At 70.9% G+C, this 14,707-nt stretch carries 14 protein-coding genes; 8 read left to right on the top strand and 6 right to left on the bottom strand.

Annotation, left to right across the window (positions count from 1 at the left end; genetic code table 11):
* Positions 1 to 147 precede the first annotated feature (147 nt).
* Positions 148 to 615, top strand: coding sequence for a hypothetical protein (locus QWI33_RS25545; RefSeq protein WP_289959671.1), 468 nt, complete (start codon positions 148 to 150; stop codon positions 613 to 615).
* A 100-nt stretch (positions 616 to 715) separates the two neighbouring features.
* Here QWI33_RS25545 and QWI33_RS25540 read toward each other — a convergent pair whose 3' ends face one another.
* The 4 genes from QWI33_RS25540 to QWI33_RS25525 all read right to left on the bottom strand — a co-directional run bounded on the left by QWI33_RS25540 (position 716) and on the right by QWI33_RS25525 (position 7,276).
* Positions 716 to 3,571, bottom strand: coding sequence for an AfsR/SARP family transcriptional regulator (locus QWI33_RS25540; RefSeq protein ID WP_289959670.1), 2,856 nt, complete (start codon positions 3,569 to 3,571; stop codon positions 716 to 718).
* A 352-nt stretch (positions 3,572 to 3,923) separates the two neighbouring features.
* On the bottom strand, positions 3,924 to 4,769 hold the full coding sequence (locus QWI33_RS25535) for a nucleotidyltransferase domain-containing protein (RefSeq protein WP_289959669.1): 846 nt from the start codon (positions 4,767 to 4,769) through the stop codon (positions 3,924 to 3,926).
* Positions 4,770 to 4,984: 215 nt separating this feature from the next.
* Complete coding sequence (locus QWI33_RS25530; protein WP_289959668.1) at positions 4,985 to 6,232, bottom strand: MFS transporter; 1,248 nt, start codon at positions 6,230 to 6,232, stop codon at positions 4,985 to 4,987.
* A 126-nt stretch (positions 6,233 to 6,358) separates the two neighbouring features.
* Entirely contained in the window at positions 6,359 to 7,276 is a 918-nt protein-coding gene (locus QWI33_RS25525) for a LysR family transcriptional regulator (protein WP_289959667.1), read from the bottom strand.
* Between the two features lie 71 nt (positions 7,277 to 7,347).
* On the opposite strand from QWI33_RS25525, the gene QWI33_RS25520 reads away from it, so the two are divergent.
* Both QWI33_RS25520 and QWI33_RS25515 read left to right on the top strand, forming a co-directional pair.
* Positions 7,348 to 8,280: an EamA family transporter gene (locus QWI33_RS25520; RefSeq protein ID WP_289959666.1), complete on the top strand. Its 933-nt coding sequence runs from the start codon at positions 7,348 to 7,350 to the stop codon at positions 8,278 to 8,280.
* Positions 8,281 to 8,344: 64 nt separating this feature from the next.
* Positions 8,345 to 8,719, top strand: coding sequence for a type II toxin-antitoxin system PemK/MazF family toxin (locus QWI33_RS25515; RefSeq protein WP_289959665.1), 375 nt, complete (start codon positions 8,345 to 8,347; stop codon positions 8,717 to 8,719).
* Here the strand turns inward: QWI33_RS25515 and QWI33_RS25510 are convergent.
* Positions 8,689 to 10,050, bottom strand: a complete 1,362-nt coding sequence (locus QWI33_RS25510) for a TrkH family potassium uptake protein (RefSeq protein ID WP_289959664.1) — start codon at positions 10,048 to 10,050, stop codon at positions 8,689 to 8,691. The two genes, QWI33_RS25515 and QWI33_RS25510, sit on opposite strands and share 31 nt — an antisense overlap.
* Positions 10,051 to 10,438: 388 nt before the next feature.
* On the opposite strand from QWI33_RS25510, the gene QWI33_RS25505 reads away from it, so the two are divergent.
* From QWI33_RS25505 to QWI33_RS25500, 3 genes are all read left to right on the top strand, one after another.
* Positions 10,439 to 10,912 (top strand): hypothetical protein, encoded by a 474-nt coding sequence (locus tag QWI33_RS25505; RefSeq protein WP_289959663.1) that lies wholly within the window; start codon positions 10,439 to 10,441, stop codon positions 10,910 to 10,912.
* Between the two features lie 78 nt (positions 10,913 to 10,990).
* On the top strand, positions 10,991 to 11,374 hold the full coding sequence (locus QWI33_RS29605) for a transposase (RefSeq protein ID WP_435367605.1): 384 nt from the start codon (positions 10,991 to 10,993) through the stop codon (positions 11,372 to 11,374).
* Entirely contained in the window at positions 11,257 to 11,973 is a 717-nt protein-coding gene (locus QWI33_RS25500; RefSeq protein ID WP_289959662.1) for a hypothetical protein, read from the top strand. Before QWI33_RS29605 ends, QWI33_RS25500 begins: the two co-directional genes overlap by 118 nt.
* A gap of 74 nt (positions 11,974 to 12,047) precedes the next feature.
* Here the strand turns inward: QWI33_RS25500 and QWI33_RS25495 are convergent, their stop codons facing one another.
* Positions 12,048 to 13,052, bottom strand: coding sequence for a sigma-70 family RNA polymerase sigma factor (locus QWI33_RS25495; protein ID WP_289959661.1), 1,005 nt, complete (start codon positions 13,050 to 13,052; stop codon positions 12,048 to 12,050).
* Positions 13,053 to 13,237: 185 nt separating this feature from the next.
* On the opposite strand from QWI33_RS25495, the gene QWI33_RS25490 reads away from it, so the two are divergent.
* Positions 13,238 to 13,957, top strand: a complete 720-nt coding sequence (locus QWI33_RS25490; RefSeq protein WP_289959660.1) for an SDR family NAD(P)-dependent oxidoreductase — start codon at positions 13,238 to 13,240, stop codon at positions 13,955 to 13,957.
* Positions 13,950 to 14,696, top strand: a complete 747-nt coding sequence (locus tag QWI33_RS25485) for an SDR family NAD(P)-dependent oxidoreductase (protein ID WP_289959659.1) — start codon at positions 13,950 to 13,952, stop codon at positions 14,694 to 14,696. Before QWI33_RS25490 ends, QWI33_RS25485 begins: the two co-directional genes overlap by 8 nt.
* The last annotated feature ends 11 nt before the right edge of the window (positions 14,697 to 14,707 follow it).

Genomic DNA, 14,707 nt, shown 5'->3' with positions numbered 1-14,707 from the left:
TGCGCTCGGTGCGGATGATCGCCTGCCATCTCTCTGTCGGCCTCCAGTCGATGACCGACCTGTCCTGTGCACCCGCGTGAGCGGGGCGTGAGCCGGGAGTGCGCACGATGTGAGCCGCACGTGAGCGCCCGTCCATACGGTGGGGCCATGACTCAGAAGACCACGCCGCTCCGGCGTACCACCGCAGCCCTCGCCCGCACCGCCGCCGCCTGCTCGCTCGCCGGGCTCGCCGTGGCCGCTTTCGCCGTCCCCGCCCAGGCGGCCGGCGACGTCCCCAACCCGTTCCTCCCGCCGTACGCCAGCGTCCGCATCACCGGCGGCGATGTCGACAACCGTGACTTCAGCGTCCGCATCACAGGGAGGGACCAGAGCGTCCGCATCACCGGGGAGGACCTGCGGAAGATCGACCCCGACAACCGCGAGTTCAGCGTCCGCATCACCGGACCCACCACCCCCGACAACCGCGACTTCAGCGTCCGCATCACGGGCTTCGACCTGGACAACCGCGACATGAGCGTGGACCCTGACAACAACATCCAGGGCGAGCGGCCGTCGGCCTTCACCCCGCCTTACCGCCAGCTGCCGACCGAGGCTGCCGACAACCGGGACATGTAGGGCTCGAACCCGTCGGCGCCCGAGGCGTTCGCCTCGGACGCGCCAAGGAATCGAACGTAAGGGGGCGCATCGCCCGCTCGCGGCCGAGCGGGCGATGCGCTCAAGAGCGCCCGGCGACGTGGTCGCCGGGCGTCTCGCCTGCGTGCGCTGCGGCGTCCCCCCGGCGCGGTTCGGGCGCGGCAGCGCCGTCCCGGTCCGCCAGCAGGCGGCGGATCTCCTCGGCCCGAGGATCATCGAGCGTGACGGCGAGTTCCAGCGCCTGCTCCAGTACGGCATCGGCCTCGTCGGCGCGGCCGTCGGCCCGCAGCGCGCGGCCGAGACCGGTGAGGCTCCCCGACTGGTGCCAGCGGTCCCCGATGCCCGCGAACACCTCGGACGCCCGCCGCAGCCACGAAGCCGCGACCCCGTGTTCGCCTATCTGCCCGTGGGCGAGTCCGATCGTCTCCATCGCCCTGCCCTGGCCCCGCCGATGCGCCAACTCGCGCAGGAGCTCCAGCGATCGCCCGGCCGTCTCGATCGCCTCGGGCGCCCGTCCCCCCTCGATATAGGACTGGGCCAGGTTCAGCAGCGACACCGCCAGGTCGCCCGGCTCGCCGGTCCGCTCGTCGAGCGCGACGCAGCGCCGCAGGTGCTCGATCGCCTCCTCGTGGCGGCCCATGCTGCGGAAGATCATGCCCAGGTTGTTGAGCACTGTGGCCTGGCCGCTGAGGCTCTCCTGCTCGCGGTAGATGACCAGTGCCCGCTCCTGTGAGGCGATCGCCTCGTCGAAGCGCCCGAGGTGCCGCAGGCTGGCCCCCATGGTGAGCATCTCGGCCTCGCCGTAGCCGTCGCCCGCGCGCCGCGCCGCCCCCAGCCCGATCGCGCCGAGCGAGGCGATCTCCGGCCAGGCCCGGCAGCGGTCCAGGTGCGCCCACAGGAGATGCACCAGCCGCCAGCAGGCGCGGTCCAGGCCGGCGCTCTCCGCCGCGCCCACCGCCGCGATCAGATTGTCCTGTTCGGTCTCGAACCAGTCCAGCGCAGACGGTGCGTCGGCGAAGACGAGCGGGGCGACCTCGGTCCGGGGCGTCTCCAGACCGGGGCCCATCGACGTCGGCTGCACATGCGACCAGGCGTCGAGACCGGTCGCGATGTACCAGTCGAGCACCCGGGCCAAGGCCTGCGTTCGCCGCTGCTCACCGTCGATCGCCGCGCCGAGTTCGGCGGCGTAGACCCGCAGCAGGTCGTGCAGTTCGTACCGGCCCGGACGGTGGCGGCGCAGCAGATTGTGGTCCACAAGCGACTCCAGGAGGCGGAGCGCGACCGGCGGGGCGGTACCGGTCAGCGCCGCCGCGGCCGAGGCGCCGATATCAGGTCCCGGGGCGGCGCTGAGCGTCCGGAACATCATGGCGGCCTGCGGGGGCAGGGCCCGGTACGACCACGAGAAGACCTTGCGGACGTCGTCGGCCCCGTCGTCGAGCGCGTCCAGGCGCGCGCGGTCGTCCCGGGCCTCCTCGACCAGGACCGGCAGCGCGATCCCGGTGTTGCGGACCCGTTCGGCGGCCAGCGCCACGGCCAGCGGCAGGTGCCCGCACAGGCCGGTGAGCTCGGCGATCGCGCCGGGATGGTCGGACACCGTCGCGGAGCCGAGGACGCGGCGCAGGAGCGCGGCCGACTCGGCGGGCGTGAACGGGTCGAGCTCCAGCAGCCGGGCGCCCTCGTGCCGGCGCAGGCTCCGCAGCCGGTTGCGGCTGGTGGCCAGGACGAGGCTGCCGGAGCCGGGCAGGAGCGGGCGCACCTGGTCGGCGTCCCGGGCGTTGTCGAGCAGCATCAGCACGCGCCGGCCCGACAGCGCGGTGCGCAGCGCCGCGGACCGTCCCTCGGTGTCCGGCGGGATGCGCTGCGGCGGCGTGCCGAGGGACAGGAGCACGGTCATGAGCGCGGCGTCGGCGGTCGAGGATCCGCTCGTCCCGCGTCCGGAGAGGTTCAGATGGAGCTGCCCGTCGGGGAAGCGGTCGGCGACCCGGTGCGCCCAGTGCACGGCCAGGGTGGTCTTGCCGACACCGGCGGGGCCGCTGATCACCGCGATGGTGACCGGTGCGCCGCCTGCCTCGTCCGCGTCGAGGAGCCGGTCGAGCTCCGTCAGACTGTCGGCGCGTCCGGTGAACCCGGGGGTGTCGATGGCCAGCTGCCGGGGAGCGGGGACGGCGAGGAGCGCGGCGGGCCGGGTCGCGGCGGGCTCGGGCGGCGGCCCGCTCAGGGGCCGCAGCACCGTGCGGTGGACCCGCTGCAGCTCCTCCCCGGGGTCGACGCCGAGCCGGTCGGCCAGCAGGGTCCGGACGCGCTGGTAGGCGGCGAGGGCCTCGGCCTGTCGGCCTGACCGGTGCAGGGCGAGCATCAGCCGGGACCACAGGAACTCGCGCAGCGGGTGCGCGGTGGTGAGCTCGCTGAGCTCGGCGACCAGCTCGGCGTGGCCGCCCTCCTCCAGCATCAGGTCGGCGCGCCGCTCGAGGGCGCGCAGCCGCTCCTCGAACAGGGCGGGGGCGTGCGCGGCCACGAGTCGTTCGGCGTCGATGTCGATCAGCGGGTCGCCGCGCCACAGGCCCAGGGCCCGGTCGAGCAGGGCCAGTTCGGCGGCTCCCTCGGCGTGCTTGGATTCGGCTGCCAGGGAACGGAATCGGTGGACGTCGACCGCATCGGGGTCGAGGACCAGCGTGTACTCGCCGGGCGCGGCGCGGAGGGCTTCGGCGCCGATCGCCTGGCGCAGGCGGTTGACGACCGCGTGCAGGCGGTGCCGGGCGGGCGGGGCGTCCTCGCCCCAGACGAGCGCGGCGAGGGTGCTGCTGCGCACGGGTTTCCCCGCGGACAGGGCGAGGGCGGCGAGGACCGCCCGCTGCCTTCCCCCGGCGACGGTCTTCGGCAGGCCCTCGGCGGTGACCTGGAACGGGCCGAGCAGGCCGATTCGCATCGTCTCTGTCATGGCGCAGCAATCTCGCATCGGTCGTCTCGTGTCGCCGGTCCCGGACGATCGGACCGGTCGCAGTGGACGCGCGGGGCCGACTCCGGTCTCCCGGATTCCGCGGCCTGCGGTGTCCGGTGATCACACTATCCAGTGTCGACCACCGCGCCCGCGGCTCGTCCTCGCCGCGGTCCTAGGGCCTGTCCTGTGAATCCGGAAGCCCGCTACCCGGCCCATGCGGCCCTCGCCGCGTTGCCGGGGCGGCTGCGTGCCCGGACGCGGTCGACGCCGCCTGCGATCGCGACGACGTCGCCGATCGGGGGGGTTCTCGCTCGGGCCCGCAAGCCGCGCAACGCTGCTGGAGGTCGCTCGCTCAGGCGTCGATCGCGATGAGGACCTCGTCTCGCAGCCGTGCGAGCCGATCCAGCACCGCTCGCAGTGCCGCGGGATCGGGAGCGAGCAGTCCGAGCGCCTCGTTCACTCGGTTCGGGTAGTCCTCGGGCGCGTGCGCGAAGGTCTCGACGATCCTCGTGGCGCCTTTCTCGTTGAGCATGAAGCGACGGTTCGCGGCGAAGAGGACCTGGTTCAGGCTGGCCACCGCCCGGAACGCGCAGCCGGCGACGTAGTGGAGGTCGCCCCGGTCCGCCGCGGAGCCGGCCGTCTCCAAGGCGAACTGCGCCTCCCATCCGAACTTCCCCACCAGCGCCGCCGCCAGTCGCTCCGGATAGGGGTCGACCTGGGCCCGCAATCGCGGGAGCACGCCGTCGGGATCGTGCAACGGCACGTTCCGGCTGACCTCGCCGGCATAGATGGCAGTGGAGAAGCCGTGGGGATGGCCGGGCTGGTAGTGGATCTGGGGACGACCCTCTGCGCACTGGCGGACATGGTCGTCCACGTGCTCGATCTCCCGCAGGAGCAGGTCGGTCTTGAACCCGCCCACGCGAAGCCAGATCCCGCCGTTGATCCACGGCCCCCACTGGCCGTAGTCCCCATGGCCGTCCGGTCGGCCGCGGTCGTCCAACCTCGCCGCGCACTCGAGCAGGCGGTCGAAACCGGGTGCCGCGGTGCGTGAGTAGTAGAGCCCTATGTCGATATCCGAGTTCGCGTGCGCCGTGCCGGTCGAACGTGAACCCCCCAGCGTCACCGCTGCGACACCCGGAACCTGTGCGAGCGCCGCGACGATCGCTTCCATCACTTGGTCCGCGGATCGTTGTCCCATACCCACATCTCCTTGTCGGCCGCGTCATCGCGCAATGACGCCCGACTCTAGCCACACCGGCGGGAGCCCTCAACTGGTTTGGTTGTATCGCAACGAGACTCGGTTCCGAGGGACAGGTCAGTCCGGCGAGCGCCCGCGGGTTCGCGACCCTTCGCCGCCGGTGGACTGGTCTGCGGCCCGGGCGCCTTCGAAGTGCGGGCGGCGGAACGGTCACTTCACCGCGCACGAACCTTCAGGGGCCGCTTCGCGATGCGTTCCACCAGGATGATGACGGCTGCTAGGGCGGTGACCGCGGCGAGGAGGGTGAACATCTGCGGGGTGCCGCCGGTCCAGTTCGCGAGGTGGGCTCCGGCCCAGGGGCTGAGGGCGATGGCGATGGTGGCGGGCGCGGAGAGGATGCCGTGGAGGGTGCCGTAGCCGTGCGGGCCCCAGCGATCGGTGATCGCGGTGGCGTCGAGCAGGGTGAAGGCGCCGCGCGCGGCGCCGAGCAGGACGACCGTGGCGAAGACCAGGCCGAGGGGCCCGGCGATGAGCGCGGTGGCGAGGGTGGTCGCTGCGCCGATGGCGAGGATGGCGACCGCGCGGACGGTCGGGCCGGTGCGTATCGCGATGGGCGCGTAAGCGATACGGCCGAGGAGCTGTCCGGCACCGCAGATGCCCAGGACCCACGCGGCGGTGGCGGTGTCCGTGCCGCGCTCGGTCATGAGCGGGACGAGATAGAGGTTCGAGGTGCTCATCGCGAACGCGGCCAGCGCGATTGCGGCGGCCAGGGCGATGAACGTCGGCGAGGTGATGATCTCGCGGCGGTCCAGTGTGGTGGCCACGTTGCCGCCGGTTTCGGCAGGAGCCTGGGGCCATGGCGGGTTGAGGGCGATGGCGTGGGCGGGGACGGTGAGGACTGCGAGGATCGCGGCGAGGACGAGGTAGACGCCGCGCCAGTCGAAGTGCCCGGCGAGGTAGGCGGTGAAGGGTGCGTAGACGGTGCTGGCGAGGCCGCCGGCGAGGGTGAGGACGGTCAGGGCCTGGACGCGTCTGGGGCCGTACCAGGTGGTGATGGCGGCGAACGCGGGCTTGTAGAGGACGGCGGCCTGGGCGATGCCGGCGAGGATCCATGCGGCGGTGAACGTCCACAGGTTCGGCGCGGTCGCGATGCCGACGAGCGCGAGTGCGGCGAGTATCGAGCCTGCGGTCATGACGGGGCGGGGACCTCGGCGGTCCAGGAGGTGTCCGACGCCGATTCCGGCGAGGGCGGAGGCGGCGAGCCCGGCGGAGAAGGCGCCCATGACGGCGGCCGTCGACCAGCCGGTGTCGGCGGTGATGTCGCCGAGCAGAACCGGGAGGGCGTAGAAGAGCACGCCCCAGCTGGTGATCTGAGTGGCGCACAGAGCGATGAGCACTCGCCGCGGCACCGGTGGGTGCGCGCCGGCGGTCTCGGGGGATGCGGTGCGGGTGGGCATGGGCATGTGGTCAGGTTTATCCGATTTCCCGGCGGGAGTTCAATGCGGGCGCGGCCGATTCCTCAGGGCGGCGCTGATCGGCGGTCGGTCCGTTCACCTTGCAGCTGCTGCACGGCCCTGATCGGTATTCGGCTACCTGCCCGTTCCGCGGTGGTGGCGTTCCACATCGGCGGCCACCCGCCTGAAGGCTCCGAGGACCTGCTTGACCGCCAACCGTTCCGCCCGGTCCGGGCGCAGGATCGCGGTGATGTGCCGCCGCGTCGGGATGTCGGTGATCTCCCGCAGGACGAGGCCGGCTCCGGTCGGAGTGGTGAACCGGGGGAGTACGGCGATGCGGCGGCTCCCCGCGACCAGCGACTCTACGAGTCGGTTGTCCCGGATGCGTTGGGACACTTGCAAGGTTGCTCCGGTGGCCCGTTCGATCGATTCGAGGACGGAGTTGAAGGGGTAGCCCTTGGGCACGCCGATCCACTCGTAGTCGACCAGGTCCTCGGTGCGGACCGCCCCCTTCGCGGCGAGCGGGTGGTCGGCGGCCATCGCCACGTCGAGCGGTTCGCGTGCGAGCGGCTGGACGCGGAGGGCGCTCTCGCCCGCGGGGCGCACACCGGTGAAGCTGTGGGCGATCACGATGTCATTGTCCGACGCGAGCGAGGCGAACTCCGCCTCGGCGATGTCGATGTCGCTGCACCGAATCTCGATCTCGCTCCCCTCGAACTCCTGCAGGACCGCCGCGAGCATGAAGGTCGCGGCGCTGGGGAGGGCCGCGACGGTGACCGTGCCGGAGGGTTGGCCGCGGAACGAGTCCCATTGGGCGCGAACCTGTTCGATCGCGGTGGCGACCGCCGCCCCTCCCTCGGCCAGGACCCTGCCCGCCTCGGTCAGGCGCAGGCCGCGGCCCGAAGGCTCCGCCAGCGCCATGCCGAACTCTCGTTGCGCGGCTTTGAGCTGCTGGGAGACCGCAGACGGGGTTCGGTGGGTAGCGCGGGCGACCTCGGTGACGCTGCCGCGCAGCGCCAGTTCGCGAAGCAGCTCCAGATGACGCACGTCCATGTAGCGATACTACATAATGCCTTTAGCATTTTTCATTTGTACTTTACTGTTCTGGCTCGCATCATGGAGCAATGCCTGTTCGCCACGTCCTGCTCGCCATGGCGGTCGCCGTCATGTGGGGCCTCAACTTCATCGCCATCGACGCCTCGCTCCAGCACTTCCCTCCGATGTTCCTCGTCGCGCTCCGGTTCGCGCTCATCGCCGTCCCCACGGTGCTCCTGATCAAGCGGCCGGAGGTTCCGCTGCGCTGGCTCATCGGCTACGGGCTCGGCTTCGGGACCGTGCAGTTCCTGTTCCTGTACTGGGGCATGGCCGCTGGCATGCCGGCGGGTCTGGCCTCGCTGGTCCTCCAGGCATCCGGGCCGTTCACGATGCTCTTGGGGGCCACCGTCCTGCGGGAGCGCGTGAGCGGCCCGCAGCTGCTCGGCGTCCTGGTCGCCGTCGGCGGGCTCGCGGTGGTGGGCTGGCAGCGCGCTGAGCACGCCAGTGTGGTGCCGTTCCTGCTGACGCTCGCCGGGGCCCTCGGATGGGCGATGGGCAACATCTGCAACCGGCAGGCGAGAGCGGCGAGTCCGCTGCACTTGACGCTGTGGATGTCGGTGGTGCCGCCCTTGCCGATGCTCGGGCTGGCGATGTGGGTCGAGGGGCCGTCGCGCATCGGCGACTCCCTGACCGGACTCGCCGATCCAGGTGCGGTCGGCGCCGTTGTCGGCCTGCTCTACACGGTGGTGATCGGTACGATCCTCGGTTCGGGCCTGTGGACCTGGCTCATGTCGAAGCACCCTGCGGGCGTGGTGGCGCCGTTCTCGATGCTGGTGCCGATCACCGGCATGACCGCGGCTTGGCTGATCCTGGGCGAGACGGTGACTCGCGCCGAGGCCCTGGGCGGCATCCTCGTGGTAGGCGGGGTACTGCTGGGAAGCCTCCGCAAGCGGGCGAAGCCCATGCAGGGGCAGGCGGTCCCGCGGGCCACCACCGAAAACGATCGAGCCGCAGTCGGCTAGCGTGCCGAAGTAGGCGGCGGTCGAAGGGGCGACGCAGGCGCGCCGTCCCGAATAAGGAGGACATATGCGACGTGGCGAAGTCTGGTGGGCGGATTTCGACGGGCAGCAGGCAGTCGTACTGCTGTCGGGAGAAGCGGCGTCCGGTCTCTCGGCGATGCAGGTCGTCGCTCCCGCGGGCACCGATCTCAACGGCATGGCCGTTGAGGTGGCGGTAGGCGCCCCCGAAGGACTGCCTTTCGAAGGCGTAGTGAGAGTCGCACTTCCACGTCGCGGCCAAATCCCTTGCACTTGGCTGGTCACCCTGACCAGGGAGGACCTGATCCGGCAGGCGGGCGTCCTGTCGTCCGCGAAGCTCAGCGAGATCGAGGAGGCGCTTCGTTCGGTTCCGCCTGGAGAGACCGATGCCGCTCAGCCGACGAGGGGTCGGGTTTCGGGGTAGCGGTAGTGGCGTTTGCGGGTGGTCATCGCCAATGCGGTCGCGAAGAGGACCGGACCGATCCGGCCGCCGTACATGACCGCTGCGAGCAGCCATTTGGACTGGTCGGTGAGGTTGTAGGTGATGCCCGTGGACTGGCCGACGGTGGCGGCGGCCGAGACCACTTCGAACATGATGGGCGCCAGCATGATGCCGGGTTCGAAGCGCTGCATGAGGAGTACGGCGGTGACGTTGAGGGCGACGTAGACGAGGGCCACCGTGAGCGCTTCGCGGATGACGGGCGTCGGCAGGCGTCGGCGGAAGGCCGAGGCGTCGCGTTCGCCGCGGACTTCGGCCCAGATCACCAGCATCAGGAGGAAGAACGTGGTGACCTTGATGCCGCCTGCGGTCGAGGCCGAGCCGCCGCCGATGAACATGAGCGCCATGGAGACCAGCAGCGAGTCGTCGTTCAACCGGCCTATGTCGATGGAGTTGAAGCCGCTGGTGCGCAGCACCGCGGACTGGAAGAACGCGGGCAGGAACCGGTCCTGCCACGGGTACTGCCCGAACGTGCCGGGGTTCGCCCACTCCAGGGCGAGCAGGACCAGCCAGCCGCCGAAGAGGAGGAACGCCGTGCCCGCGAGGGTCATCTTGGTGTGCAGCGACCACTTGCGCGGGCCGCCTCGCAGGCTCCGGCGGCGCGTGAGCTCGTAGACCACGGGTATGCCGAGGCCGCCGAGGACGGTGCCCAGGGCCAGCGGCAGGCTGATCCACGGGTCCGTCGCGAAGCCGATGATGGAATCGCTGAAGAGCGCGAAACCGGCGTTGTTGAACGCGGCGACGCTGTGGAAGACCCCGTGCCACGCGGAGTCGCCGGCGCTGAAGCCGTAGCCGAAGTGGAACCGCAGGCCCAGGACTGCGGCGAAGGCGACTTCGACGATGAGCGTGAACAGCACGGCGAAGCGCAGGACGCTCTTGACGTCGCCGAGGCTGATCGAGGGGTGGAGTTCGGCCTGCGTCATGAGTTTCGACCGGAGGCGGAGTCTGCGGCTGACGAGCATGCCGAGGAATGCCGCGGTGGTCATGATGCCCAGGCCGCCGAGTTGCATGCAGCCGAAGATGACCGCCTGCCCGAACCCGGTCCAGTGCACCGGGGTGTCCACGGTGATCAGTCCGGTGACACTGATCGCCGAGGTGGCGGTGAACACCGCGTCGACGAACCGGGTGCCGCCCGGTTCGACCTGCGCGACCGGCAGCATGAGCAGCGCGGTGGCGACCGCGATCGCGAGGGCGAACGCCACCGGGACGATGCGGAGCGGGCTCCGGACGAAGCCGTCGAGCACGGCGCGCGGCACGGTTTGCAGGGCACAGTCCTCGGATCGGTGGGGATCGCGGCGCGGGCCCGCGCCGCCGGATGCAGGATATCGCCGCCGCCCCTCGACCGAAGGCGACACAACGCCGTCTACCTGGGGAAATCGAGTTCGCCCCGAGTGCTCGCCGAGAGTATTGACGTTTTCTTTACGCCTCACAGGTTCGGGGCGCGCGCCGACGGGAGCAGACGTCTCGTCGGCAATCCACCAGCCGATGCGGCTTCTCACTGAGCGCGCATGGCGGCGGGTGCTCGAGCGGCGCCGCGTCGGCTGTAGCGAATTCGATGCGAGAGGCTGAGCGCATTGCTCAGTTGGTGTATTCGCTGTTCGCAGAGAACAGCCGCAGCGAAACTGCTCGGTAGACTTGGGACGCATGAGCGAACAAGCGGACCCCCTGGGGCATCAGAGCCGATCCGCCTTGCGGCGCAAGGGACGCGAGGTCGCCATGGGCAAGACCCTTGTGGTCAGTCTCGCTCAGGTTGCCGCTGCCGCCGCGATCACGTTCGGCGGCGACACCGTCTCCTCATCCTGGGCTGACAGCTCAGAAGCGTTCGCCCCCGGCGCGGGCATACCGTACATGGTGGCCCTCCTGCTGCTCGCCCCACTCGGCGCGATGATCATCGGACCCCTAGTAGCCGAGAAGCTGCGACTCGCCGCCCCCGGCATCTACAGCCTCGCCTTCATCGCCGGCTATCTGGTCTGGCTGCTGGCATTGTGGAACCCGAGATCCGGAAACGTGCTGTTGCTCCTCCTGGTCCTGGCAGCCGTGAACCTGCTCGTCGGCTACAGCACCGGCATGCATCGAAGCTGGACACCTCCTCCAGGCACCTCCAGCTCAGCCCCTTGAGCTCGCCCCGCTTGCGGTGCAACCGATCTGGTCGAGATCTGACATGGATGAGTCCGGCGGACGCATGATGCCCGATGGTTGTGGGAGATCACCGAACCGTTGATCCCGGTAGCACCGAAGCGGGCGCAGGGCGGTGGGATTCCTCGGGCCGATAAGCGCCAGACCTTCGCAGCGATAGCGTTCGTGCTGACCGCCGGCTGCGCCTGGCACCACCTCCCGCCGCCTTTCGGCGCCTCCCACCATCCCTCGTCCTCGCGGCAGCCCTCACCTGCTACAAGAAACGCACCAACCGAGACGCGCGCTAAGGCCTCCGCGCCCAATGCGATAGAGATCGAGGAAGTCCCATGCCCAAGCCCGCCGCCGTCCAACCCAACGAATGGGCGACGGTCCATGACAACTTCACCCCGTTCGACATCGGGGCGCTCAACCGGGTCGTACTCGACTACGCGCAAGTCGAACTGACCCTTGCGAACCGCTGGTACCGGCGCACGGCGCTGGGGAGGACGGTCGCCGTGGCGGGATTGAGCCTCACGGTCATCTGCCTGATCGTGGCGGTGGGACTCGGATTCCTCATGCTCGCCGGCGGCATCGCGGACGAGGCGCTGCTGACAGTGGTGTGGGCGGGCGTCGGGCTCTCGTGCTGCGCGCTCCTCGGGTTCTTCGTGCCGTGGCTGTTGACGCCCTACCGGCAGTGGGACCGAACCCTGAACGGCATCGCGGTGATGATCGTCGTCGTCGCGGCGGTCTCGCTCCTGGCGGTGCTCATCAGGCAGTGGGAACACGCCGCCAAGTCGGCACTGGCGGTGCCGTTCATCCTGCTGCTGGCGTTCGCGATCGGCGTCATGGTCGCGCATGCGCGGCTGCGGGTCACCGAGAAGCCCCCGGCGGTCAACGTCGCATCCCTGTCGCCGCGAGACGTCGAGATCCTGCGGAAGGTCCGGTGGAGGGCGCTGCGGATTCTGCGGTCCCGGAACGTCGTCGCGTACAAGGACTTCAACGGGTACGACAACGCGCCCTTCGACCCTGCGCCATCGCCTGAGACGACGGGCGGCCAGACCTGATGCTCAAGGCCGTCAGTCGCGCACCTCGCCGCTGCTCTGCGACATCCGAGCCGGCCGGCCTGCCGCGGGGCCCGTCAGCGGGCGAGTGATCGGGGCAGGCCGAATCGCGGGAGTACGACGCTGTCGAACCTGACGAGGGCGCTGATGCGGTCGCCCGCGAGGGTGATGACGGTGAGGCCGGTGCCCGGGCGCGGTCCTCCGGGGACCGGGTCGAGGTAAGCCGCGAATGCCGGCTGGCCGTTGGCGCGCGTGGGGACGAGGGCGAGCGACCGGCCGTCCTTCATGACCGCGGCGAAGAAGTCGCCGGCGACCTCGCGACCCTCGTACTCGAGCGGGATCGGCGGCATGGAGACTCGGACGTCCTCCGCGAAGAGCGCGACCAGTCCCTCGACATCGCCTGCGGCGTAAGCGCGAACGAACCTGTCGATGAGGGCCCGCTCGGCGGCCGAACCGGGCGCGGGAGCCGGTTCGTGGTCCTTCGGCAGCCGCCGTCCGAGTCCGGCGCGGGCGCGCTTGAGGGCACTGTGGACGGATTCGGTGGTCGAGTCGAGCATCTCGGCCACCTCGTCGGCGCGGTAGCCGAGCACGTCGCGCAGGATGAGCACGGCGCGCTGGCGGGCGGGCAGCAGCTGCACCGCCGTCGTGAACGCGAGTGAGATCGCCTCGGTCTGCTCGTAGCGTGCCTCGGGGCCCGGCGCGACGGTGAGCGCGCCTTCGAGCAGCGTGTCCGGGTAGGGCTCGAGCCAGGTGACCTCGCCGATCCGGGTCGGTTCCGGTGGTTCGACGCCGGGGTTGCCCCACGCCCGCGCCGGACGGCGGCGCGTCGAGCGCAGCGCGTTGAGGCACCGGTTGGTGGCGACGCGGTAGAGCCAGGTCCGGATCGACGAGCGGCCCGCGAACCCGCCCAGGCCGCGCCAGGCGTCGAGGAGCGTGTCCTGCAGTGCGTCCTCGGCATCCTGCACCGAACCGAGCATCCGGTAGCAGTGGACCTGGAGTTCGCGCCGGTACGGCTCGGTCAAGCGCCTGAACGCTTCGCCGTCGCCCGCTCGCGCCTCGGTGAGCAGTTCGGTCGCGGCCATCTCGTCGCTCCGCTCCGGTTGGAAAGTCCTCATTCATGTGCTGACACCGGCCGGGCCTCGAATTGGTCGCTTAGGGACCGACCAATGCCGCGTGTCCGCGGTGCCTACCCCTTCGACGCCGCTCGAGACGGCAGCCCATCGGACACGCGGTCCGGGAGGACCGCGTACCAATCTACGGAGGAACCATGACGTTCGCGGACACGACCGTGCTCATCACAGGAGCCAATCGCGGCGTGGGGAAGGCGCTGGTCGCCGAGGCGCTGGAACGGGGTGCGAAGCGCGTGTACGCGGGGACCCGCGGCCCGCTGGCCCACCCGGACGGGCGGGTCGTGCCGATCCGGCTCGACGTGACCGACGCCGGCGACATACGGGCGGCCGCCGAGGAGATCGGCGCACTCGACGTCCTCGTCAACAACGCGGGGATCGCGCTTCCGGACGCACTCGACGACAGTGACGCGCTTGAACGGCACTTCGCCGTCAACTGCTTCGGCCCCTATGCGGTGACGCAGGCGTTCCTGCCGGCGCTCCGGCGCTCCCGCGGCCGCATCGTCAACATCCTGTCGCTGTCGGGGGTGGCGGCGATGCCGCTCCAGCCGACGTACTCGATGTCGAAGGCGGCGGCGTTCTCGATGACCCAGTCGCTGCGGATGCTCACGGCAGGCGACGGCATCAGCGTGCACGCCGTGCTGCTGGGCCCGACGGACACCGACATGACCCGCGGTTTCGACATCCCGAAGGCCGCGCCGGAGGCGGTCGCGCGCCAGGTCTTCGACGGCGTGGAGAAGGGCGAAGAAGACCTCTTCCCGGACCCGTTGTCGGCGTCAGCGACCGCGGGCTGGGACGGCGGTCCGACGAAGGCGCTGGAACGCCACATGGCGACCTACCTGGCGGGCGACCGTGACTGACCTCAGCGGGACGACGGCACTCGTCGTGGGCGGCGGCCGGGGCCTCGGGCGCGGGATCGCGCTCGCGTTCGCCGACGCGAAGGCCTCGGTGGTCGCGGTGGCCCGGACCGGCAGGGACCTCGACGAACTGGCCGCCGCGAGCGGCCGGATCCGGGCCGAGACGGCCGACGCGACCGATCCGGAGGCCGCGTGGCGGCTGCTCGACCGGTACGAGCCCGGGGTCCTCGTCCTGGTCGCGGGCGCCGGTCCGGTGATGCGCCCGCTCCAGCACCAGACCTGGGAGACCTTCTCCGCCAACTGGAACGCCGACGTCAAGATCGCGTTCACGTGGCTGCGCGAGGCGCTCTTGCAGCCGCTGCCGCCCGGCAGCCGGATCGTGGTGGTCAGCAGTGGCGCGGCCATCGGCGGGTCGCCCGCCAGCGGCGGCTACGCCGGGGCCAAGGCGGCCCAGCGGTTCATCGCCGGGTACGCCCAGGACGAGTCGGACCGGGCCGGGCTCGCCCTCACCGTGACCACCGTGCTGCCCAAGATCACGCCGTTCGGCGAGGTGGGCAGGCGCGGCATCCGCGCCTACGCCGCCCGAAACGGCGAGACCGAGGACGCATTCCTGCAGCGCCTCGGCGACCCGCTGACACCGGAGCAGGCGGGATCGGCGGTGCTCGGCCTCGTCCGCACCGACCCGGAGGCCCTCGCCGCCGGATACATGCTCACCGCGGCCGGACTGGCCGAACTGCCGTGACCGCACCAATG

Source organism: Glycomyces tritici (genome assembly GCF_030403505.1).
This window is presented reverse-complemented; position numbering and strand designations above follow the sequence as displayed.